This is a genomic window from Ruegeria sp. SCSIO 43209 (genome assembly GCF_019904295.1).
In the GTDB taxonomy this organism is placed as follows: Bacteria; Pseudomonadota; Alphaproteobacteria; order Rhodobacterales; family Rhodobacteraceae; genus Ruegeria.
Window position 1 is genome coordinate 415,832 of the sequence record NZ_CP065359.1, and the last position, 21,193, is coordinate 437,024.

A 21,193-nucleotide genomic window follows, 5' to 3' on the forward strand; every position below is an offset into this window, starting at 1 on the left:
TATGAATAATCGTTTGCGTAAGATCACCATCGTGGGTGGTGGTACGGCGGGTTGGATGACTGCGCTGATCCTGGACATGGTGTTCTCCCGCACGTCAGCACCCAAGGATCGCCCACGCATTTGCTTGATCGAAAGCCCCAACATCTCGACTGTGGGTGTCGGTGAAGCGACGGTGCCGCGTATGCCGGTCACGCTCCGTCAGGCGGGTATCTCAGAGCGGGATTTCTTCCACGAAACCAACGCATCGTTCAAGTTGGGAGTTAAGTTCTGCAATTGGAACAACGACGCCAAGGGCAATCGGATCGACTACGTAAACCCGTTTGCCCATGGTCAATTGCTGGAGGGGTTGGAGGCTGCCGAGTATTTTCTGCGTTTTGGTAACGGGGATCGGGATTTCACGCAGTCAATCTCACCGCATGATGATCTGGCCCGGTTGTGCAAGGGTGCGCGTCCTTTGGGTGCACCTGAATTCGAGCAGCGGTTCGGCTATGCTTATCATCTGGATGCCGTGAAGTTTGCGGGCATGCTAACAAAGGTCTGCGCCAAGCGCGGCGTAGAGCATATTCAAGACGAAGTGCAATCGGTCGAATTGGACGAGCAGGGCAATGTCAGTCACCTGATGTTAGAGCGCAAGGGACGCCATGACATTGAGATGGTCATAGATTGCACCGGCTTCCGGGGGTTGATCATCAATCAAGCGTTGGGCGAGCCGTTCATGGATTACTCGGACTACTTGCCCAACGACCGTGCCATGGCCTTGCAGATCGAGCACCCTAACCCCGAAAAGATCGAAAGCGTTACACGCTCGACCGCGCTTGGTGCGGGTTGGACGTGGCGTGTGCCGCTCTACAATCGTGTAGGTACGGGATATGTGTATTCATCCGCGCATCGGACCGATGATCAGGCGGCGGACGAATATCTTGACTGGTTGGGCGACAGCGGCAAGGGGCTGACACCGCGCGTGATCCCCATGCGTGTTGGTCGTGTCCGCAATGCCTGGGTTAAGAACTGCTTGGCGATCGGTTTGTCTGGTGGATTTATCGAACCGCTTGAAAGTACCGCGATCCACATGATCGATCACGCGATCCGCTGGTTTGCCGAGCATCTGCCGACCCGCGATATCGAGCCCGCGCTGCGCAACCGATATAACCGGCAGATGAACAAGCTTTATGACGAGGTACTGGATTTTATCTGCCTGCACTACCGGTTGGGTAACCGCACCGATGATCAATATTGGATCGACGCCCGCACCGAGATGAAGATTCCGGATCGGTTGGCCGAGAACCTTGAGCTGTGGCAGCATCGTCTGCCGATGGAACACGATATCGAGTTTGCGACGCTGTTCAATTTCCGCGTCTATCAGACGGTTCTTCTGGGCAAACAGGTGTATGATACGGGCTATGGCGAAGGTATCCGTGATCGTCTGCGACCGCTGAAGAAACCGATTTGGTTCCAGTGGTGGAAGGGGGCAAAAATGGACCTTGCGCAGATCCTCAAGACCATGCCGGATCACAAAACCCTGCTGCGAGATATCCGGGGCGAGTTGGAGAAGCCTGCCTTTGGCAAGGCCGCAATGGGGCAGCCGACTGTCGCAATGCCGGGCGCGAAACCGGCACCCGTGGTGATCGAGAACATGCCAAACCTCGCTGAGATTCAAAGCGGCAAGAAGGATCTGCAACTGTTCTAGCGCCGCATGGTATCATTCGGCAGAACTGACAAAGAAGGCCGGGGATCGGATCGCGTTTGCTTCGATGCCCGGACCCGATGTTCGGATTTTGTGGGATTGGCCAGTGTTTAAGGGCTTTGCTCTTGCACATGACACGGAATCCGCCTATACGCGCGCTGTCTGAACAAGGGCGGTTAACGTCCGGATGACGTATCTGAGCAGGGCCGGGTTACCTCGGCCCTTTGTGTTTGTTAGCTCGGGCGCGTTCTGGATCACGCATTCAGGCATCATGAAACAAGACCGGCGGAGACAACCGCTCGGCCAGCAAAAACGTTATGTAAAGGAAAACAACGCCACATGGCTAACGCATCCATGGAGGAATTCGAAGCCCTCCTGAATGAAAGCTTCGAAATGGACACGCCCGAAGAGGGTTCTGTTGTCAAAGGCAAGGTTCTGGCGATCGAAGCCGGCCAAGCCATCATCGACGTAGGCTACAAAATGGAAGGCCGCGTTGATCTGAAAGAATTCGCAAATCCCGGCGAAGCCCCTGAAATCGCTGTAGGCGACGAGGTCGAAGTGTACCTGCGCGCCGCAGAAAACGCCCGTGGCGAAGCCGTCATCTCGCGCGAGATGGCCCGCCGTGAAGAGGCATGGGACCGTCTGGAAAAAGCATATGCCGACGACCAGCGCGTCGAAGGTGCAATCTTTGGTCGCGTCAAAGGTGGCTTCACCGTCGATCTGGGTGGCGCAGTTGCGTTCCTGCCCGGCTCGCAGGTTGACGTTCGCCCCGTGCGCGACGCTGGCCCGCTGATGGGTCTGAAGCAGCCGTTCCAGATTCTGAAAATGGACCGCCGCCGTGGCAACATCGTTGTTTCGCGTCGCGCTATCCTGGAAGAATCGCGTGCCGAACAGCGTGCCGAAGTCATCGGCAACCTGTCCGAAGGTCAGACCGTCGAGGGTGTCGTCAAGAACATCACCGAATACGGTGCATTCGTTGATCTGGGCGGCGTTGACGGCCTGCTGCACGTCACCGACATGGCATGGCGCCGTGTGAACCACCCGTCCGAGATCCTGACGATCGGCGAAACCATCAAGGTTCAGGTCATCAAGATCAACAAAGAGACCCACCGCATCAGCCTGGGCATGAAGCAGCTGCAGGAAGATCCGTGGGATCTGGTTGCTGCGAAATACCCGCTGGGCTCGGTCCATCAGGGTCGCGTCACCAACATCACCGACTACGGCGCGTTCGTCGAGCTGGAAGCCGGTGTCGAAGGTCTGGTTCACGTGTCCGAGATGTCCTGGACCAAGAAAAACGTCCACCCCGGCAAGATCGTTTCGACCAGCCAGGAAGTCGACGTCATGGTTCTGGAAATCGACGGCGCCAAGCGTCGCGTGTCTCTGGGCCTGAAGCAGACCCAGCGCAACCCATGGGAAGTGTTTGCAGAAACGCACCCCGAGGGCACCGAGGTCGAAGGCGAAGTCAAGAACATCACCGAATTCGGTCTGTTCATTGGCCTCGAAGGCGACATCGACGGCATGGTTCACCTGTCCGACCTGTCCTGGGACGAGCGTGGCGAAGATGCGATCCAGAACTACCGCAAAGGCGACATGGTTTCGGCCGTCGTCTCGGAAGTTGACGTTGAGAAAGAGCGTATCTCGCTGTCGATCAAAGCCCTGGGCGGTGACAAGTTCGCTGAAGCCGTGGGCGGCGTGAAGCGTGGTTCGGTCATCACCGTCGAAGTGACCGCGATCGAAGATGGCGGCATCGAGGTCGAGTACGAAGGCATGAAGTCGTTCATCCGACGTTCGGACCTGTCGCGTGACCGTGCTGAGCAGCGCCCCGAGCGTTTCTCGGTCGGCGACAAGGTCGACGTCCGCGTCACCAACGTCGACAGCAAGACCCGCCGTCTGGGCCTGTCGATCAAGGCACGTGAGATCGCCGAAGAGAAAGAGGCCGTGGAACAGTACGGTTCTTCCGACTCGGGCGCGTCGCTGGGTGATATCCTGGGTGCAGCACTGAAGTCGGGCGACTAAGTCCGGGGCGTATCCCAAACATGAAATTCGGCCTCGCACCATGGTGCGGGGCCGTTTTTGTTGCGAATCAATATCTTCCAAATAGTCGGCTTAATTTGCCTATCGTTCGCGCATGAAGTGTGGAAATCAGGCCAACGGGCAAAAATTCGCGTGAGATTGTCGCAAAATGCCGCCTTTGCTGGCAGAGTATCCGTTCCCCCGATCCGGGTTTTTTCCTATACTGTCAGAACTATAGGCTTGTCACATCGTCCGCCTGGGAGGGTATTGCGTATGATCCGTTCAGAATTGATTCAGAAAATTGCCGACGAAAACCCGCATCTCTATCAACGCGACGTCGAGCGGATCGTGAATACCGTTTTTGAAGAAGTGACCGACGCCATGGCACGCGGCGACCGCGTAGAGCTGCGCGGTTTCGGCGCGTTTTCGGTGAAAAAGCGTGACGCACGTGTAGGCCGCAATCCCCGCACCGGTGAAACTGTGCAGGTTGAAGAAAAATGTGTTCCATTTTTCAAAACTGGCAAGTTGCTAAGGGACCGTTTGAACGGTAAAGCCTAGCCTCATGATGCGCTACATTCGTTATGCTTTTCTGGCTGCATTGGGGATCGTTCTGGTCTCGGTTTCGCTGGCCAATCGCCAAATTGTTGAACTTAAGCTTATGCCGGATGCTTTGTCCGAGTTGCTGGGGTTCAACCTGTCAACCTCCTTGCCGCTGTTTCTGGTCGTGCTGGGTGGGGTTGTTGCCGGCCTGGTCATCGGCTTCCTGTGGGAATGGCTGCGCGAGCATAAGCACCGCAAGGATGTGACCGTGAAGCAAGGCGAAGTGCGCAAACTTGAGCGTGAAGTTAAGAAGCTCAAGAAAAAGCAGAATGAAGGTCAGGATGATGTGCTGGCCATTCTGGATGAGGCAAGCTGAGGCCCTACGATGCCCGCTGATATCCGAGTTAAAATCTGCGGCCTGACCGCCCCTGACCACGTGCGCGCTGCTGTGGATGCGGGCGCGGGTTATGTTGGTTTTGTGTTTTTCCCCAAATCCCCGCGGCATGTTGAGCCCCAGACAGCTGCGACATTGGCACAGGAGGTGCCTGCGGGCGTCGCCAAGGTGGCGCTGACAGTGAATGCGACGGACGAGGATTTGGATCACATTCTTTCGATCGTGCCTCTGGATATGTTGCAACTGCATGGCAAAGAAAGTCCTGAGCGTGTGCAGCAAGTGCGAGACCACTTCGGCCTGCCAGTAATGAAGGCCATTGGTGTGGCCGAGGCCGAAGACCTCGCGGCCATCGATCTCTATTCAGATGTGGCGGATCAGCTGTTGATCGACGCAAAGCCACCGCGAAACGCGGAGCTGCCTGGTGGTAACGGTTTGTCTTTTGATTGGCGCCTGCTGGCAGGTCGTAAATACTGGCGTAGGCCATGGATGCTGGCCGGAGGTCTGACCCCTGACAATGTCGCAGAAGCGGTGCGAATGACCGGCGCACAGCAGGTGGATGTCTCATCCGGCGTCGAAAGCTCTCCGGGTGTCAAGGATGCCGGGCTGATCCGCGCCTTTATCGACGCGGCAAGTTGATCTGATACGCACGAACCTGCGTATCTCCTCAAAATGGGGGAGAGCATGCTGGCAGTGATCGGCGGAGTTTCACTTAAACGATGGTATCACGGGCCCGAGTTCTTCTGGCGCGCTCATCAGTCCTTGCGGCAGGCACGCGGTGACGCGCTGTGCCTGCATGCCGAGGTATTTGTGCGTCAAGGCTGTTATTTTTCATACACAGTCTGGCATGATGTCGAAGCTATGCTGACATTCGCACATTCCGGCCCTCATCGCCGTGTAGTACGCGCGTCGACCCGTCTGGCCGATATCAATGTGTTCTGTCAATTTCCCTGCATTGCTGTTCCAAGTCGAGTTCAGGCACTTCAGGTGTGGGAACAGCGCGCTCAGGCGGCGGAATGATACGTTTTGCGATGGCAAATCACTCCGTCACCTCCTATGAACATCGGGTACGACGAGGGAGACTTCCATGGCCAACGATCTTTTTAATTCCTTCATGTCCGGCCCCGATGAACAAGGCCGCTTTGGCATCTTCGGCGGGCGCTTTGTCAGCGAAACGCTGATGCCGCTGATCCTGTCACTGGAAGAGGAATATGACAAAGCCAAGGATGACCCCACATTTTGGGCCGAGATGGACGATCTGTGGGCAAACTACGTGGGTCGCCCTTCGCCGCTCTACTACGCGGAACGCCTGACCGAACATCTGGGCGGCGCAAAGATTTACTTGAAGCGTGACGAACTGAACCACACCGGCGCGCATAAGATCAACAATGTGCTGGGCCAGATCATTCTGGCGCGGCGCATGGGAAAGACCCGGATCATCGCCGAGACCGGGGCAGGGCAGCACGGCGTGGCCACAGCCACCGTCTGCGCCAAATTCGGCCTGAAGTGCATTGTCTACATGGGTGCCCATGATGTTCAGCGCCAGGCCCCGAACGTGTTCCGCATGCGCCTGCTGGGAGCCGAAGTGATCCCGGTGACATCCGGCAGGGGTACGCTGAAAGATGCGATGAACGACGCTCTGCGCGACTGGGTGACCAATGTGCGCGATACCTTTTACTGCATCGGCACCGTTGCTGGCCCGCATCCTTACCCGGCGATGGTACGCGACTTCCAGTCGATCATCGGCAAGGAAGCCAAGGAACAGATGCAAAAGGCCGAGGGCCGTCTGCCCGACACCATCATCGCCGCCATCGGAGGTGGTTCGAATGCGATGGGCCTGTTCTACCCGTTCCTCGACGACAAGGATGTGAATATCATCGGTGTTGAAGCGGGCGGCAAGGGCGTGAACGAGAAGATGGAGCATTGCGCCTCATTGACTGGAGGTCGTCCGGGCGTGCTGCACGGCAACCGCACCTATCTGCTGCAGGATGATGACGGGCAGATTCTCGAAGGCTATTCGATCTCGGCCGGTCTGGACTATCCGGGCATTGGCCCCGAGCATTCCTGGCTGCACGACATCGGTCGCGCGAACTACGTCTCGATCACGGATAAAGAAGCGCTTGAAGCGTTCCAGTTGTGCTGCGCCACCGAGGGAATCATCCCTGCGCTGGAGCCCTGCCATGCGCTGGCGCATGTTATGAAAATCGCGCCGGAATTGCCCAAGGACCACCTGATCTGCATGAATATGTGTGGCCGGGGGGATAAGGATGTGCAGACCGTCGCACGGTACCTGAACTTTGATATGTCGGATACCGAAGGTCGCGCAGCGGACTGATTAGGCCTAACAGGCTTTGCGCCTTTGAGGAACTGTGCCAGTTTGCATTGCATGTGCAGTGTTTCCTCAAAGGCCGGGCCCGACCGGCTTGATCAGAAATACGATCATGCCGCTCCGGGCTGGGCAGACAAGATGCGTCTGCTGGGGTATTTCGATGCCTATCTGGGTTTTCTGTCCTCGGACCCGCAGGTTGAATTGGGCCGTAACGCACTGGATATCGGGTGCGGTACGGGAGCCTTTGCCGAAGCACGCGCCGTGATCCGGCGCGAAGGGCATGTGACGCTTTTGGAACCTTCGGCCCGAATGCTACAACTGGCAGGGTCAGCGTTGCAACGGCGCGGAGGAAACGCCGAGACTGTCCAATCGCGCTTGGAAGAGTTCCATCCGGCATCCCGTTTTGACTGCCTGTTGGCTGCGCATGTTCTGGAGCATTGCGTTGATCCGATAGATGCTTTGCGCCGCATGCGCGATCTGGCTGAACCGGGTGCAACGCTTTGGTTGGTTGTCAGCAAGCCACATTGGTGTAATGCGATCATCTGGTTCCAATGGCGGCACCGAACCTATCGACCGGATATTGTGGCGGAGATGCTCGCGCGTTCGGGCTGGGATCTGCAGGCCGAGCATGGCTTTCCAACCGGGCCGCCGTCGCGCACGTCTCGCGGATATCGGGCGATCGCCATCTAGTGCTCGTCTTCAGCGCGCTGCATTTTTAGAATATGGAGAGGTACGATATCCAGCGCCCTCTGGTGCGTGGCTTCAAGGTGCACCTTGGGCGCGCATCCCTCGTCATGGGCTTGCAAAAAGCGCCCCGCACACAAGCACCAGCGATCACCAGGCTTGAGCCCAGGAAAATCGAATTCAGGCCGGGGTGTGCTCAGGTCATTTCCGACATATTTCGAATATGCCAGAAACTCTGCCGTCATCACGGCGCAGACCGTATGGCTTCCCTGATCCTCGGGGCAGGTGTTGCAGGCACCGTCGCGAAAGAAACCGGTTAATGGTTTGCGCGAACAGGGCGCGAGCACGCCGCCCAGAACATTGATGCTGTCTTGCTTCTGCATGATGGTATCTTACAGGCTTCGCGCAATTTTGCGGAATATTTCTATGTTCTGCTCACCGACACCGGGTTCGCGGAACTTTCGGTCTGCGCCCGTCGTGACAATCAGAACACCACGTGGCTGGTCGAAGTAAATGTACTGCCCATACACGCCCCGCGCCATGAATTCACCTTCGTGGGCACCGATCGGAATCCACCATTGATAGCCATACCCTATCTTGCCCGGTTCGGTCGGTGCGCTTGGCCAAGTAGCGGCGTCGATCCAATCCGCGGGTACAATCTGCCGTCCATCGCGTTCGCCATCCTGCAAAATCAACTGCCCGAACCGGGCAAAATCGCGCGTTGTGAAGTTGAGACCGCCCAACACAAATGCAACGCCTGCTCCATCGGTGATGTAATAACCTTCTCGCTCCAACCCCAGCGGTGCGATCACTTTCTCGGTCAGTAACTCTGCAACGCTGCGTCCTGTTGCCCCCCGGATGACCATTCCGATCACATGAGTATCGATCGACACATATTGCCATGTTTCACCCGGCGCGACGAAACTGTCCCTCAACGAAGCCGCGAAGTCGTCCAGTTCACCTCCCAGCGCCACGACGCGGCCCATGCGATTGATGTCGGAATTATAGTCCAGATAATCCTCGTCAAAGGTCACGCCGCTGGCCATGTTCAACACGTTGCGGATCGTGGCGGTCTCATAGGCGCTGCCCTTGAGGTCGGGTGCGTATTGCACAACCGGATCGTCGAGCGAATTGATCGCGCCTTCATCCAGCAAAATGCCGAACAAGGCAGACAAATAGCTTTTAGCAATTGACCAGGAGATCCTGCGATCATCCGGCCCGGTGTCCAGATAGTATTCTTCGAAACGAATTTCTCCGTCCTGCATCACCAACAGGGATGTTACCGAGCGATCTTCGATCCACTGGTCTGTTCCATCGGGAAGATCGAAGCCGGGCCCATACGGCAGCTCCCAGGTCGGGCCATTGCCACGCGGCAGAGTGACCGTCAGAAAGGGTTCGTCCATATTCGAAAAGTTGTGGACGATCTTTTCTTCTGAAAACAGCGAATTCACCGCCATCAGGCGTTGGATTTCCTCGCGTTTCCAAAATCCGACAACCGCCGCTGCCAATGCCAAGGTCAACAGGATACGCAGCAGCCATCTGAGCGCTGTTTTCATTCGACACCTCCCTTTGCCTCTGACATTGGACTTTGGCCTGAGGCTTTGCGCAAGCGCAACGTTGCGGAATGATTATCTGAATTTATCCAGCAGCTTTTGCATGGCCGAACGCTCATCGGGCGCTGAAACGGCTTCGGCGGCAGCTTTGGGGGGCGTATCAGGTTTAGTGGGCTGCTTCGATGATCTGAGTGGAGCAGTGCGCAAGGCCACCGCGTTCATGAATTTTCCGCCTTCATTATTGACCAGATAAGTGGCCCCGTCCGACACGCCGCGCAATACATCGTCCAGCCAGTCCGCATCGGCCTTGGCAAAGTCACTCAGAACATAGGGTGAGACCATCTCTTTCCGGCCCGGATGACCGATGCCCAGCCGTACGCGATCATAGGCTGGGCTGATATGGTCGTGGATCGAGCGCAACCCGTTGTGTCCCGCGTGGCCGCCACCTGCCTTTACGCGCACTTTGCCTGGGGCCAGATCCAGCTCATCATGAAAAACAGTCACATCGGTCGAATCGAGCTTATAGAACCGCATCGCCTCGCCGACGGATTGGCCGGACCTGTTCATGAAAGTCTGAGGTTTCACCAACAGCACTTTTTCGCCGCCCAGACGGCCTTCGGCAATTTCTGCCTGAAACTTGGATTTCCACGGGCCAAATCCATGATCCTCGGCAATCCGATCCAATGCCATGAAACCGATATTGTGTCGATTGCGGGCGTATTTGGTTCCTGGATTTCCCAAACCGACAAACAGTTTCATCGCATTGCCCTTTGCAGTCTCGCATCGCTCTCTCATTGCATGGTTTCAGGGATGGTTTCCAGCCCCGCACCCGCAAAAGAAAACGGGGCCCCGGATGGGGCCCCGTTTCAAATCCGGTACTGATCCGGATTTATTCTTCTTCTTCCTGGCCGATGACTTCAACTTCATCTGCGGCCACTTCTTCCTCTTCACCCTCTTCGTCGTCGCTGGTCGACAGACCGGTGGGTGCCGAGACGTTGGCGATCACGAAGTCACGATCGATGGTCGGCTTGGTGCCGTCGGGCAGGCTGACCGACGAAATGGTGGCAACATCGTTGATTTCCATTCCGGTCAGATCAACGGTGATCTTCTCAGGGATGTCGCCAGCAGTGCAGAGCAGCTCTACCTCAGGGCGAACAACGGTCAGAACGCCACCTTTCTTGATGCCGGGCGCAGCTTCTTCGTTGACGAATTCAACGGGGATGAACAGCGCGATCTTGGTGGTCCGACGCAGGCGCATCAGGTCCAGGTGGGTCGGCAGGTCTTTGACAACGTCACGCTGGACATCGCGGCAGATGACGCGCACGTCTTCGTGACCTTCGACTTTCAGGTTCCACAGGGTCGACTTGAACCGGCCTGCTTTCAGGCGCTTGAACAGTACGTTGAACGGGATCTGGATCGGCAGCGGCTCTTTATCGCCACCAAAAACAATGCCCGGAACCATGCCATCGCGGCGTGCTTGACGAGCGGCGCCCTTGCCTGTCCCCGTCCGTTCCAGAGCTACGAGATCAGGAATCTCTCCAGCCATGATAATTCTCCAATGTTAGGGCGGGCATCCTCCAAGGCTGTATGCCCGCGTGAAGCCGCGTCCTTAGCTTGATTCAGTTGGTTTGGAAAGGGCTTTTTGTAGCCCGAGAAATTTTGCGAGGCTCTGCCTCGCGCTCCGAGGTATTTACGGCCAGATGAAGGACGGATCCTCTGCTTCATCTGGCTGCAAGTACCTTGAACGAGACGCTCAATGGGCGGCCATGCGGCGTCTCCATCTACGTGGGAGGCGTTGGGTCAAGCCTGCCAGCGACCGCCAAAGTCTTCGGGGACCAGAAGATTGTGGCGCCCAAGATCGGCTACGTTACGTTCACCGCAAAGTGCCATCGTTGTATCGAGCTCTTTCTGGATCACTTCCAATGCCGTTGTCACGCCTTTCTGACCCATTGCACCCAGCCCATAGACAAAGGCGCGACCAATAAAGGTGCCCTTGGCCCCAAGCGCCAAAGCTTTCAGCACGTCTTGCCCTGAACGGATGCCGCTATCCAGATGCACTTCGACATCACTGCCGACGGCATCCACGATCTCGGGCAGAACCCGGATCGAACTGAGCGCGCCATCCAGCTGCCGTCCACCATGGTTTGAGACAACAATTGCATCTGCGCCCAGCTTGGCAGCCATTTTGGCATCCTCGGCATCGAGTATGCCCTTAAGGATCACCTTGCCGCCCCATTGTTCCATCAGCTTCTCGACTTTGCCCCAGTCGAGGCTGGGATCGAATTGCTCGGCGGTCCATGTGCCGAGCGAGCGTGTATCTGTGATGCTATCGACATGACCGACGATATTCCCGAATTCTCGGCGCTTGGCACCTAGCATCTCGATGCCCCAGGCCCATTTCATCATCAGGTTGGCGATGGTTTTGGGGGTCAGCTTTGGCGGCGCAGATAGGCCATTTTTCAGGTCCTTGTGTCGTTGGCCAAGGATTTGCAGATCAAGCGTAATGACAAGGGCCGAGCATTTCGCATCCTTCGCGCGCTGGATAAGTCGCCCGACATAGTCCTGATCTTTCATGGTGTAGAGCTGAAACCAGAAAGGGGCCGAAGTGTTTTCAGCGACATCTTCGATCGAATTGATCGACATGGTCGACAGTGTGAAGGGTACACCAAAGGCTTCGGCGGCTTTGGCCGCTTTGATCTCGCCATCCGCGTGTTGCATTCCTGTCAGACCTACCGGAGCCAATGCAACGGGCATGGATACATCCTGCCCGATCATCTGCGATGCGGTCGAGCGCCCTGTCATGTCTACGGCGACCCGTTGGCGCAGGCGGATATCTTCGAAATCCGACGTGTTCTCGCGGAAGGTTTGTTCGGTCCAGCTGCCGCTTTCTGCATAGTCAAAAAACATGCGCGGAACGCGACGCTCATAGATCCGTTTGAGGTCTTCGATATTGGTAATGACTGGCATTGATCAGGCTTTCGCAGGATTGGTTAAGTTTCTTTACCAATTATTTTGAAACACTGCAATGCCCGCTTGCTGCGGTTGGTTGCCGCGTGGTCAAAACAAAAAACACCGCAGTAGGCGGCGCGCCTACTGCGGTGAAGAACCATCTGAAAATGGAAAGAAATTGTTATGCGGAGTGTGCGCCATCTGACAGTGTTTTGACAAAATCCAGAACCTCGGTCACCGGTTTTCCGGAACCGATCTGGCTGACAATGGCAGATCCAACTACCGCGCCATCGGATACACTCGCGATGTTGCGAGACTTTTCTGGCGTATTGATCCCGAAACCGACGATCACGGGCAAATCAGTTGCAGCTTTGATCCGAGCGACCTCGGGTCCAACATCGGTTGCCTGCGCTTCGGCAGCACCGGTTATGCCGGTAATCGATACATAATACACAAAGCCGGATGTGTTTTGCAGTACGCGAGGCAAGCGTTGGTCATCGGTCGTCGGCGTCGCCAAGCGGATGAAGTTCAGCCCGGCAGCTTGCGCGGGCAGACAAAGCTCTTCGTCCTCTTCGGGGGGCAGGTCGACGACAATCAGCCCGTCGATCCCCGCTGATTTTGCATCTGCCAGGAATTTCTCGACACCTCGGCTGTAGATCGGATTGTAATATCCCATCAGCACGATCGGTGTGGTGTCATCGGATTCACGAAAGGCGCGGGCCAAATCCAGAGTGCGTTGCAATGTCATTCCACCATCCAACGCCCGTTGGCCAGCAGCCTGAATGGTCGGGCCATCGGCCATCGGATCGGTAAAGGGCAGGCCCAACTCGATGACGTCGACACCTGCGCCGGGCAAACCCTTCACGACCTCCAGCGATGTGTCGTAGTCGGGATCCCCGGCCATGACATAAGCTACAAATGCCTTTTTGCCCTGTTCCTTCAGGGCGGCGAATTTGGCGTCGATACGGGTCATCGGAAATCCTTGCACTCGGGTTTCGACCTGATGTGCAGAAACTTTCGCTGAAAATCAATCCCGCTTGGTGGGCTTGCGATCAGAAGGCGTAATGGTATCTCAACAAAAGTGCGTTTACACCTGGGTTGTCTTCCTGCGTGCTGGCGTTGGATATATGAGTGATAGCGGCAGACAGTTTGTTGCCGCTTTCCAGCGTATAGCCAAGGCCCAGTAAGCTGCGTATCTGAAAACTGCCGCCCAGATCATTCAGTTCGTTGGATTCACTATAGTATCCCGGCATGACACTGCCCTCGATGAACCAACGGTTCGCAAAAGTGTAAAGCCCGATCAGGCCCGCGCCAACATGCGTGTCACCGTCGGTATCAACAGACAGGGACGCACCCCAGGTGGCGCTGAAACGGGTCGCTTCGTAGAAAGAGCGATGCTGGTATTCCAGCGAAACAATTGCCTGATCTTCGCTCTCAGCGCTGGAATAATCTGCGTAGCCTGCTCCGAAAATGATGGATTGGGCTTGTGCTGCAGTAGCGGCTGTCAGCGCAAAAGCCAGAATAACAAGGGATTTCATTTTTACCTACTATGTCCGTCGTTCGTTGGTATTGGTTTTATTGAGGAATGTAGGTGCATGTTTTCAATGGACGCAAGAACACAAATCGATGTCGATTTTGTGATGTGGCAGAATAGACTCGCGGCAGTGTTCAGGCACTTTGCCTTGCGCATTGCACCGGACCTGCCTAGAAGCGGCGCTCGAATGGTATCAGGAGGCCGTCATGGGCTTTAAAATGGGAATCGTGGGTTTGCCGAATGTTGGCAAGTCGACTCTCTTCAACGCACTGACCAAAACTGCGGCAGCTCAGGCGGCGAATTTCCCGTTCTGCACCATCGAACCCAATGTGGGGGATGTCGCCGTTCCTGATGACCGGCTGGATAAACTGGCGGCGATTGCGTCCTCGAAACAGATCATCCCGACGCGCATGACCTTTGTGGATATCGCTGGTCTAGTGAAAGGGGCCTCGAATGGCGAGGGGCTGGGCAACCAGTTTCTGGCAAACATCCGCGAGACTGACGCGATTGCCCATGTGCTGCGTTGTTTCGAAGATGGTGACGTGACCCATGTGGATGGCCGCGTTGATCCGGTGGCCGATGCCGATACGATCGAGACCGAGCTGATGCTGGCCGATCTGGAAAGCATCGAAAAGCGTCGCGCCAATCTGGTGCGCAAGCTGAAGGGCAATGACAAAGAAGCGCAACAGCAGGACCGCCTGCTGGCCGAGGCGCAGGAGATGCTGGGAAACGGCAAGCCAGCGCGTCTGGTTGAAGTGTCTGATGAAGACGCCAAGGCATGGAAAATGCTGCAACTTCTGACCACCAAGCCGGTGCTTTATGTCTGCAACGTGTCCGAAGAAGAGGCCGCCGAAGGCAACGAGTACTCTGCCAAAGTCGCTGAGATGGCTGCCGCGCAAGGTAATGCTCATGTCATTATCAGTGCCAAGATCGAGGAAGAGATCAGCCTTCTGGAAGACGACGAGGCACAGATGTTCTTAGAGGAAATGGGTCTGGAAGAGCCCGGCCTCGACCGTCTGATCCGCGCGGGCTACGACTTGCTTAAGCTGGAAACCTATTTCACCGTCGGCCCGAAAGAGGCCCGGGCCTGGACCATCCGCACCGGCACCGCCGCACCACAGGCCGCAGGTGTCATCCACGGAGACTTTGAGAAGGGTTTCATCCGTGCCGAGACTATCGCCTATGACGACTACATCGCTGCCAATGGCGAACAAGGTGCCAAAGAGGCGGGTAAGATGCGGGCCGAAGGGAAAGGCTACATCGTCAAGGATGGCGATGTGATGCACTTTTTGTTCAACACCTGAGAAGCCACCAAAGCAGTCACTGCTCAGCTTATAACCTCGGATTTTCTGCGAAGAACGGGCCGATATCGGGTTGCTCGTGTGTGAATGCCATTGTCCACTTCATGTTGTGGTGGGCTACGTAGATATCCGCGCCAAAAGATGTGAAATCTGGATATGTTTCTGAGACGCAGCGATACGACCATTTGATATCTTCATCAAAGATAACATACGCGGCAGGCCACTGGTTCTTATAGGCATTTAAAGCGTCATCGCCCGCCCGCGCGATTTGAAACCCGTAACTGAAACCATGCCAGCGAAAGCGATTGTGAATCCAGGAACCGGTTGATTTCTTTACGTTCCCGGCGAATGTCTGATGCCAGCATTGAACAACCTCACCACCTTCTTTGGAATTGAGAGGATCAAAATCGACGCATTCACGCACCAAGAAGTCCTCAATTTGGTTTCTCGTAAGGTTCATGGAATAATTCGGTTCTATGTTGTTGTTAAACCGGCATATCGCGCGTTATGGCGAAGTGTCAAAACCGCTCAGGTGGCAAGATGCGATCCTGTTAGTTTCATTTGAGCTGGAACAGCAGTTCGGCAGGCTCAACCACCCGGGTATTGCATGTATCTGAAGCGCCGATCCTGTGGCAGCCAACAAATTGACGATGCTCGCATCTCACACATTTCTCTCGTGCAGAAATGTGGTTAGTTTGGATTTTGACCTGATACTTGAGACAGCTCTAGATGATCGAAATCCGCGACCTGCAATTGCTCAGCGCATTGGCGCGGCATCGTCATTTCGCCAAGGCAGCTGAGGAATGCGGGATTTCACAGCCTGCGTTCTCGATGCGAATCCGAAACCTGGAGGATCGGCTGGGTGTCTCCATCGTTCGCCGCGCAAACCGATTTCAGGGGCTAACCGAAGAGGGCGAGATGATTGTCCAGCGCGCGCGGCGCATTCTCGACGACACCAAGGCTTTGGAACAACAGGTGCTCGCTGCAAAGGGTGAGATCACCGGCACGCTTATTTTGGGTGTGATCCCAACAGCGATTGCCTTCACCGGGCGTCTCACGAAGCGGTTGCGCGATGCGCATCCACGTATCGTGACCCGGATTGAAACAATGTCTGCAACGGCCATTCAGCACCGGTTGGACGAAGGAAGTCTGGATGCAGGCATCACTTATGGCGACAGTATCGGTACCGATCTACGGCAAGTGCAGCGCTTGTACGAAGAAACTTATGTCCTATTGGTCCCCTCGCATATGACCGATGAGACAGGCCCGATCCCATGGGCCCGCGTGGCCGAGTTTCCCCTGAGCCTGCTGGAACCACAGATGCAGAACCGGCGGATTCTGGATCGGATATTCGCCGAACAGGGCTTGCACCCGGATATTGTGGCCGAGACCAGCGGATTCACTGCCTCGATGGTCATGGCACGCGAGGGGCTAGCGGCCACCGTGATTCCACGCGTGCTGGTGCGGGCGCTGGGCGACCTGAAGGACACAAGGGTGCTGTCCCTGATCGAACCCGTGGTGAGCAAGCCGATTTGTCTGGCCACGCTCACTCGTGACCCGGAATTACCCACGGTCGCGGCCTTGCGCACAGTGATGGCGTCTTTGCGGTGATAAACTGTCGTTATCGTGCGATTGAAATATGCGATTTGACGATATGCTAGTCTGATGAGACACGGGGCCTCAATCGGAGGGCATCATGGCACCATTAGACACCAAGCCATCAGGCGCGCCAAAGGGCGTCTGGAAGTCAGGTAAAGGCAAGGGGCGGCACACGCCCAAAGGCCGTCAATTCTCGGACGAGGCACAAGCGGAAATTGCACGACTGTTGGGTGACCGCCCGCGACGTCGCGACCTGCTGATTGAATTTCTGCATTTGATTCAGGACGCACACGGCCATATCAGCGCCGACCACATCGCCGCTCTGGCGGTTGAGATGCGGATCGGGCAGGCTGAGATTTACGAAACCGCAACCTTCTATGCCCATTTCGATGTAGTGAAAGAGGGTGAAACGCCTCCTCCGGCGTTGACGATCCGTGTGTGCGATTCGCTGTCCTGCGAAATGGCCGGTGCCCAGCAGCTGCAAAAAGCGCTGGAAGAGGGTTTGGATGCCTCGCAGGTCCGCGTTGTCCGTGCGCCCTGCATGGGACGCTGCGACACCGCTCCAGTGCTGGAGATCGGTCACAACCACATCGACCACGCGACCCCCGAAAAGGTGCAGGCCGCGATTGCGGCGAATGACACCCACGCCCATCTGCCCGATTACGAAGCCTTTGCGGTTTATGAAGCCAATGGCGGCTACGCCAAACTGAAAGAGCTGCGCGAGGGCGGCGATTGGGAGAAGGTGCAGGAAGACGTCCTGTCCTCGGGCCTGCGTGGTCTGGGCGGCGCTGGCTTCCCGTCGGGCAAGAAATGGGGCTTTGTTCGCATGAATGAAGGCCCGCGTTATCTGGCTGTCAACGGCGATGAGGGCGAGCCCGGCACATTCAAGGACCGCTACTATCTTGAGCGCACGCCGCATGTCTTCCTCGAAGGGATGCTGATCGCCGCTTGGGCCGTCGAGGCAGAGACCTGCTTTATCTATATGCGCGACGAATACCCGGCAGTTCTGGAAATCCTGCGTCGTGAGATTACCGCGCTCGAACAAGCCGGGATCGTCGAAGAAGGCTATATCGACCTGCGCCGTGGTGCTGGCGCTTACATCTGCGGCGAAGAATCCGCGATGATCGAGTCGATCGAAGGTAAGAAAGGCCTGCCGCGTCACCGCCCTCCGTTCGTGGCGCAGGTTGGGGTCTTTAACCGCCCGACCTTGGTGCACAATGTCGAGACGCTCTATTGGGTGACCAAAGTTTGCCGTGAAGGGCCTGAATGCCTTAACAGCACCGAAATGAACGGTCGCAAGGGTTTGCGTAGCTATTCGGTCTCGGGTCGTGTCGCAAAGCCGGGCGTTTACCTTCTGCCCGCTGGCTCGACCATTCTGGACGTGATCGAGGCTGCCGGAGGCATGGCCGGGGGCCAGACCTTCAAGGCTTATCAGCCGGGTGGTCCATCCTCGGGTCTGTTGCCTGCATCGATGGATGACATCCCGCTGGATTTCGACACGTTGCAACCGCACGGCACCTTCATCGGGTCCGCTGCGGTTGTGGTTCTGTCCGATCAGGACACCGCCCGCGATGCGGCACTGAACATGCTGCGCTTCTTCGAAGACGAAAGCTGCGGCCAGTGCACGCCCTGCCGTGCAGGCTGCGAAAAGGCGGTCAAGCTGATGCAAGCCGACAAATGGGATCAGGACCTGCTGAAAGACCTGTGTCAGGTCATGGGCGATGCCTCGATCTGCGGTCTGGGGCAGGCGGCCCCGAACCCGATCCGCCTGGTCATGAAACATTTCGCTGACGAAATCTGAGGGAGACAGCCATGCTTGATGCAAGCCCAAACAAGACCGTCACCTTCAACCTGAATGGCGAAGATGTCACCGTGCCCGAGGGCTGGACCATCTGGGAAGCGGCCAAGGGGCAGGGGTTCACCATCCCTCACCTGTGTCACAAGCCGCAACCCGGTTACAAACCCGACGGCAATTGCCGTGCCTGCATGGTCGAGGTAGAAGGCGAGCGCACGCTGGTCGCCTCATGCATCCGTCCGGCAGCCGACGGCATGGTGGTTAAGACCGACAGCGACCGGGCCGAGAAATCGCGCGCGATGGTCATGGAGCTGTTGGTCGCGGATCAGCCTGAGGAAGCGCACGACGCCTCCAGCCACTTCTGGGATATGGCCAAGCTGAACCATGTCAGCGACAGCCGTTTCCCGGCGAAAGAGGCCGAGAAAATCCCGCTGTTGGATGACAGCCACGTTGCGATGCGCGTCAATCTGGACGCCTGCATCAACTGCAACCTCTGCGTCCGGGCCTGCCGCGACGTGCAGGTCAACGACGTGATTGGTATGGCCGGTCGTGGCCACACAGCGCAGGTGGTGTTCGACCAGAACGACCCGATGGGTGCTTCGACCTGTGTGGCTTGTGGTGAATGCGTGCAGGCCTGCCCGACCGGTGCTTTGATGCCAGCAACCGTACTGGATGACCAGCAGCGAGGCGACAGCAAGGACTACGACTCGGAAACGGAAAGCGTCTGCCCGTTCTGCGGCGTGGGCTGTAAGGTTTCGCTCAAGGTCAAAGACGGCAAGGTGAAGTATGTCGAGGGCATCAACGGCCCTGCAAACGAAGGTCGTCTGTGCGTCAAAGGCCGCTTTGGCTTTGACTACATTCACCATCCGCATCGCCTGACCAAGCCGCTGATCCGTCGCGAGGATGCTCCAGCCAAGGGATTGAACGTCGATCCCGGCAACCTGGATACCCATTTCCGTGAAGCAACGTGGGAAGAGGCGATGGATTTGGCCGCGACCAAGCTGATGGACTTGCGCGACAAAGACCCGCGCAGCGTTGCAGGCTTCGGCTCGGCCAAGTGCACCAACGAAGAAGCCTATCTGTTCCAGAAGTTCATCCGTCAGGGCTTCCGCCACAACAACGTCGACCACTGCACCCGTCTGTGCCACGCGTCATCTGTTGCGGCCCTGATTGAGAATGTGGGCTCGGGTGCTGTGACCGCGACCTTCAACGAGATCGAAAACGCGGATGTGGCGATCATCATCGGGGCCAACCCGATTGAAAACCACCCTGTCGCTGCGACCTACTTCAAGCAGTTCACCAAACGTGGTGGCAAGCTGATAGTTATGGACCCGCGCGGCGTTGGGATGCGTAAGTTTGCTGATGAGATGCTTCAATTCCGTCCCGGTGCGGATGTTTCGATGCTGAACGCGATCATGAACGTGATCGTGGAAGAAGAGCTCTATGACAGCCAGTACATCCACCGCTGGACCGAAAACTGGGAAGCCGAAAAAGAACACCTGCGCCAGTTCACGCCTGAGGCTATGTCGCCGATCTGTGGCATCGAACCGGATCAACTGCGCCGAGTGGCGCGCACCTTTGCGCAAGCCAAGGCCGGTCTGATTTTCTGGGGTATGGGTGTCAGCCAGCACATCCATGGCACCGACAACTCGCGCTGCTTGATCTCGTTGGCTCTGATGACCGGCAATGTTGGTAAACCCGGTGCAGGTCTTCACCCTCTGCGCGGGCAGAACAACGTGCAAGGTGCCTCAGACGCGGGCCTGATCCCGATGTTCCTGCCGGACTATCAGTCCGTTACCGACGACGGCATTCGGGCCAAGTTCACCAACGTCTGGAATGACGACCGCGACTTCTCGAACGAGAAGGGGCTGACCGTCACCGAGATCATCGATCAGGCTTATGCGGGCAACATCAAGGGTATGTACATCCAGGGGGAAAACCCCGCCATGTCCGACCCCGATGTGAATCACGCGCGCGACGCACTGGCCAAGCTGGAACTGATGATCGTGCAGGATATCTTCCTGACCGAAACGGCGAACTATGCCGACATCATTCTGCCCGCCTCAGCGCTCTATGAGAAGAACGGCACCGTGTCGAACACCAACCGTCAGGTACAGCGTGTGCGACCTGCCGTTAACCCTCCGGGCGAAGCGCGTGAGGATTGGAAGATCACCGTTGAGCTGGCGCGGCGGATCGGTTTGAACTGGGACTATTCCGATGTTTCTCAGGTCTTTGCTGAGATGAAGCTGACGATGAATTCGCTCGACAACATCACGTGGGAGCGGCTTGAGACGGAGACGATCACTTACCCGTCACTGTCCGAGACAGACCCAGGTCAGGCGATTGTGTTCGGCGATGGTTTCCCACGTGCGGATGGTCGCGCCCGGTTCACGCCAGCCAGTGTCATCCCACCGGATGAGGCCCCGGATGATGAATACCCGATGATCGCCACCACTGGGCGCCAGCTGGAGCATTGGCATACCGGGTCGATGACCCGCCGGTCCAACGTTCTGGATGCCGTGGAACCTGAAGCGAACTGCTCGATGAACCCGCGTACATTGAAACTGATGGGAATTGAGCCGGGCGATATGATCCGTCTGACTACTCGCCGCGGTTCGATTGAAATCATGGTGCGGGCCGACCGGGCGATTGCTGAAGATATGGTGTTCATCCCGTTCGCCTATGTCGAGGCGGCGGCGAATATCCTGACCAACTCGGCCATCGATCCTTATGGCAAGATCCCCGAGTTCAAGTTCTCGGCAATTCGCGTCGAAAAGATCGCAGACGCCGTCGCGGCAGAATAGTCTTCAATCAACTGAAA

Annotated in this window: 20 protein-coding genes; 12 read left to right on the forward strand and 8 right to left on the reverse strand. The window is 56.8% G+C overall.

The genetic code is table 11. The annotated features are described in order from the left end of the window. Position 1 precedes the first annotated feature (1 nt). The 8 genes from I5192_RS02105 (at position 2) to I5192_RS02140 (ending at position 7,647) form a co-directional block, all read left to right on the forward strand. A complete protein-coding gene (locus tag I5192_RS02105; protein WP_223117648.1) occupies positions 2–1,687 on the forward strand; it encodes a tryptophan halogenase family protein in 1,686 nt (561 codons plus the stop codon). A gap of 336 nt (positions 1,688–2,023) precedes the next feature. Further along, the gene (gene rpsA, locus I5192_RS02110) at positions 2,024–3,700 is read left to right on the forward strand and encodes a 30S ribosomal protein S1 (RefSeq protein WP_039532111.1); all 1,677 of its coding nucleotides are present in this window, start codon (positions 2,024–2,026) and stop codon (positions 3,698–3,700) included. 270 nt (positions 3,701–3,970) lie between these two features. After that, positions 3,971–4,255 carry an integration host factor subunit beta gene (gene ihfB, locus I5192_RS02115; protein ID WP_050603110.1) on the forward strand — a complete coding sequence of 95 codons (285 nt, stop codon included), beginning with the start codon at positions 3,971–3,973 and terminating at the stop codon, positions 4,253–4,255. Positions 4,256–4,262: 7 nt separating this feature from the next. After that, the gene (locus I5192_RS02120; protein ID WP_170397774.1) at positions 4,263–4,613 is read left to right on the forward strand and encodes a LapA family protein; all 351 of its coding nucleotides are present in this window, start codon (positions 4,263–4,265) and stop codon (positions 4,611–4,613) included. Positions 4,614–4,622: 9 nt separating this feature from the next. Next, on the forward strand, positions 4,623–5,267 hold the full coding sequence (locus tag I5192_RS02125; RefSeq protein ID WP_170424387.1) for a phosphoribosylanthranilate isomerase: 645 nt from the start codon (positions 4,623–4,625) through the stop codon (positions 5,265–5,267). Between the two features lie 45 nt (positions 5,268–5,312). Next, complete coding sequence (locus I5192_RS02130) at positions 5,313–5,648, forward strand: hypothetical protein (protein ID WP_170397511.1); 336 nt, start codon at positions 5,313–5,315, stop codon at positions 5,646–5,648. A 67-nt stretch (positions 5,649–5,715) separates the two neighbouring features. Then, the gene (gene trpB, locus I5192_RS02135; protein WP_170397508.1) at positions 5,716–6,963 is read left to right on the forward strand and encodes a tryptophan synthase subunit beta; all 1,248 of its coding nucleotides are present in this window, start codon (positions 5,716–5,718) and stop codon (positions 6,961–6,963) included. 51 nt (positions 6,964–7,014) lie between these two features. Further along, positions 7,015–7,647, forward strand: coding sequence for a class I SAM-dependent methyltransferase (locus tag I5192_RS02140; RefSeq protein ID WP_170397506.1), 633 nt, complete (start codon positions 7,015–7,017; stop codon positions 7,645–7,647). On the opposite strand, the gene I5192_RS02145 is transcribed toward I5192_RS02140, so the two are convergent. The 7 genes from I5192_RS02145 to I5192_RS02175 all read right to left on the reverse strand — a co-directional run bounded on the left by I5192_RS02145 (position 7,644) and on the right by I5192_RS02175 (position 13,681). After that, the gene (locus I5192_RS02145) at positions 7,644–8,024 is read right to left on the reverse strand and encodes a DUF2237 family protein (RefSeq protein WP_170397502.1); all 381 of its coding nucleotides are present in this window, start codon (positions 8,022–8,024) and stop codon (positions 7,644–7,646) included. The two genes, I5192_RS02140 and I5192_RS02145, sit on opposite strands and share 4 nt — an antisense overlap. A gap of 9 nt (positions 8,025–8,033) precedes the next feature. After that, positions 8,034–9,197, reverse strand: a complete 1,164-nt coding sequence (locus I5192_RS02150; protein WP_223117649.1) for a serine hydrolase — start codon at positions 9,195–9,197, stop codon at positions 8,034–8,036. A 72-nt stretch (positions 9,198–9,269) separates the two neighbouring features. Continuing rightward, positions 9,270–9,953, reverse strand: coding sequence for an aminoacyl-tRNA hydrolase (gene pth / locus I5192_RS02155; protein WP_223117650.1), 684 nt, complete (start codon positions 9,951–9,953; stop codon positions 9,270–9,272). Positions 9,954–10,083: 130 nt separating this feature from the next. Beyond that, the gene (locus I5192_RS02160; RefSeq protein ID WP_223117651.1) at positions 10,084–10,740 is read right to left on the reverse strand and encodes a 50S ribosomal protein L25/general stress protein Ctc; all 657 of its coding nucleotides are present in this window, start codon (positions 10,738–10,740) and stop codon (positions 10,084–10,086) included. 254 nt (positions 10,741–10,994) lie between these two features. Then, positions 10,995–12,161 carry an alpha-hydroxy acid oxidase gene (locus I5192_RS02165; RefSeq protein ID WP_223117652.1) on the reverse strand — a complete coding sequence of 389 codons (1,167 nt, stop codon included), beginning with the start codon at positions 12,159–12,161 and terminating at the stop codon, positions 10,995–10,997. Between the two features lie 163 nt (positions 12,162–12,324). Further along, the gene (gene trpA, locus I5192_RS02170) at positions 12,325–13,116 is read right to left on the reverse strand and encodes a tryptophan synthase subunit alpha (RefSeq protein ID WP_170511464.1); all 792 of its coding nucleotides are present in this window, start codon (positions 13,114–13,116) and stop codon (positions 12,325–12,327) included. Positions 13,117–13,195: 79 nt separating this feature from the next. After that, the gene (locus I5192_RS02175) at positions 13,196–13,681 is read right to left on the reverse strand and encodes an acyloxyacyl hydrolase (protein WP_170612063.1); all 486 of its coding nucleotides are present in this window, start codon (positions 13,679–13,681) and stop codon (positions 13,196–13,198) included. A gap of 202 nt (positions 13,682–13,883) precedes the next feature. On the opposite strand from I5192_RS02175, the gene ychF reads away from it, so the two are divergent. Further along, a complete protein-coding gene (gene ychF / locus I5192_RS02180) occupies positions 13,884–14,981 on the forward strand; it encodes a redox-regulated ATPase YchF (RefSeq protein WP_223117653.1) in 1,098 nt (365 codons plus the stop codon). A gap of 28 nt (positions 14,982–15,009) precedes the next feature. Here ychF and I5192_RS02185 read toward each other — a convergent pair whose 3' ends face one another. Then, positions 15,010–15,402, reverse strand: coding sequence for a DUF4275 family protein (locus I5192_RS02185; RefSeq protein WP_255612130.1), 393 nt, complete (start codon positions 15,400–15,402; stop codon positions 15,010–15,012). 305 nt (positions 15,403–15,707) lie between these two features. Between I5192_RS02185 and I5192_RS02190 the strand changes: the two genes are divergently transcribed. The 3 genes from I5192_RS02190 to fdhF all read left to right on the forward strand — a co-directional run bounded on the left by I5192_RS02190 (position 15,708) and on the right by fdhF (position 21,176). Further along, positions 15,708–16,589: a LysR family transcriptional regulator gene (locus I5192_RS02190; RefSeq protein ID WP_170404498.1), complete on the forward strand. Its 882-nt coding sequence runs from the start codon at positions 15,708–15,710 to the stop codon at positions 16,587–16,589. 85 nt (positions 16,590–16,674) lie between these two features. After that, positions 16,675–18,378 (forward strand): NAD(P)H-dependent oxidoreductase subunit E, encoded by a 1,704-nt coding sequence (locus I5192_RS02195; protein ID WP_223117655.1) that lies wholly within the window; start codon positions 16,675–16,677, stop codon positions 18,376–18,378. A gap of 11 nt (positions 18,379–18,389) precedes the next feature. Then, complete coding sequence (fdhF, locus tag I5192_RS02200) at positions 18,390–21,176, forward strand: formate dehydrogenase subunit alpha (protein ID WP_223117656.1); 2,787 nt, start codon at positions 18,390–18,392, stop codon at positions 21,174–21,176. Positions 21,177–21,193: the final 17 nt, after the last annotated feature.

What these genes read in the sequence shown, in the direction of transcription:
- ihfB (WP_050603110.1), top strand. Translation starts at nt 3,971, where the DNA reads ATGATCCGTTCAGAATTGATTCAGAAAATTGCCGACGAAAACCCGCAT.
- I5192_RS02125 (WP_170424387.1), top strand. Translation starts at nt 4,623, where the DNA reads ATGCCCGCTGATATCCGAGTTAAAATCTGCGGCCTGACCGCCCCTGAC.
- fdhF (WP_223117656.1), top strand. Translation starts at nt 18,390, where the DNA reads ATGCTTGATGCAAGCCCAAACAAGACCGTCACCTTCAACCTGAATGGC.
- I5192_RS02175 (WP_170612063.1), bottom strand. Translation starts at nt 13,681, where the DNA reads ATGAAATCCCTTGTTATTCTGGCTTTTGCGCTGACAGCCGCTACTGCA.
- I5192_RS02130 (WP_170397511.1), top strand. Translation starts at nt 5,313, where the DNA reads ATGCTGGCAGTGATCGGCGGAGTTTCACTTAAACGATGGTATCACGGG.
- I5192_RS02140 (WP_170397506.1), top strand. Translation starts at nt 7,015, where the DNA reads ATGTGCAGTGTTTCCTCAAAGGCCGGGCCCGACCGGCTTGATCAGAAA.
- I5192_RS02145 (WP_170397502.1), bottom strand. Translation starts at nt 8,024, where the DNA reads ATGCAGAAGCAAGACAGCATCAATGTTCTGGGCGGCGTGCTCGCGCCC.
- I5192_RS02120 (WP_170397774.1), top strand. Translation starts at nt 4,263, where the DNA reads ATGCGCTACATTCGTTATGCTTTTCTGGCTGCATTGGGGATCGTTCTG.
- I5192_RS02195 (WP_223117655.1), top strand. Translation starts at nt 16,675, where the DNA reads ATGGCACCATTAGACACCAAGCCATCAGGCGCGCCAAAGGGCGTCTGG.
- I5192_RS02105 (WP_223117648.1), top strand. Translation starts at nt 2, where the DNA reads ATGAATAATCGTTTGCGTAAGATCACCATCGTGGGTGGTGGTACGGCG.
- I5192_RS02190 (WP_170404498.1), top strand. Translation starts at nt 15,708, where the DNA reads ATGATCGAAATCCGCGACCTGCAATTGCTCAGCGCATTGGCGCGGCAT.
- trpB (WP_170397508.1), top strand. Translation starts at nt 5,716, where the DNA reads ATGGCCAACGATCTTTTTAATTCCTTCATGTCCGGCCCCGATGAACAA.
- ychF (WP_223117653.1), top strand. Translation starts at nt 13,884, where the DNA reads ATGGGCTTTAAAATGGGAATCGTGGGTTTGCCGAATGTTGGCAAGTCG.
- I5192_RS02160 (WP_223117651.1), bottom strand. Translation starts at nt 10,740, where the DNA reads ATGGCTGGAGAGATTCCTGATCTCGTAGCTCTGGAACGGACGGGGACA.
- I5192_RS02165 (WP_223117652.1), bottom strand. Translation starts at nt 12,161, where the DNA reads ATGCCAGTCATTACCAATATCGAAGACCTCAAACGGATCTATGAGCGT.
- rpsA (WP_039532111.1), top strand. Translation starts at nt 2,024, where the DNA reads ATGGCTAACGCATCCATGGAGGAATTCGAAGCCCTCCTGAATGAAAGC.
- pth (WP_223117650.1), bottom strand. Translation starts at nt 9,953, where the DNA reads ATGAAACTGTTTGTCGGTTTGGGAAATCCAGGAACCAAATACGCCCGC.
- trpA (WP_170511464.1), bottom strand. Translation starts at nt 13,116, where the DNA reads ATGACCCGTATCGACGCCAAATTCGCCGCCCTGAAGGAACAGGGCAAA.
- I5192_RS02150 (WP_223117649.1), bottom strand. Translation starts at nt 9,197, where the DNA reads ATGAAAACAGCGCTCAGATGGCTGCTGCGTATCCTGTTGACCTTGGCA.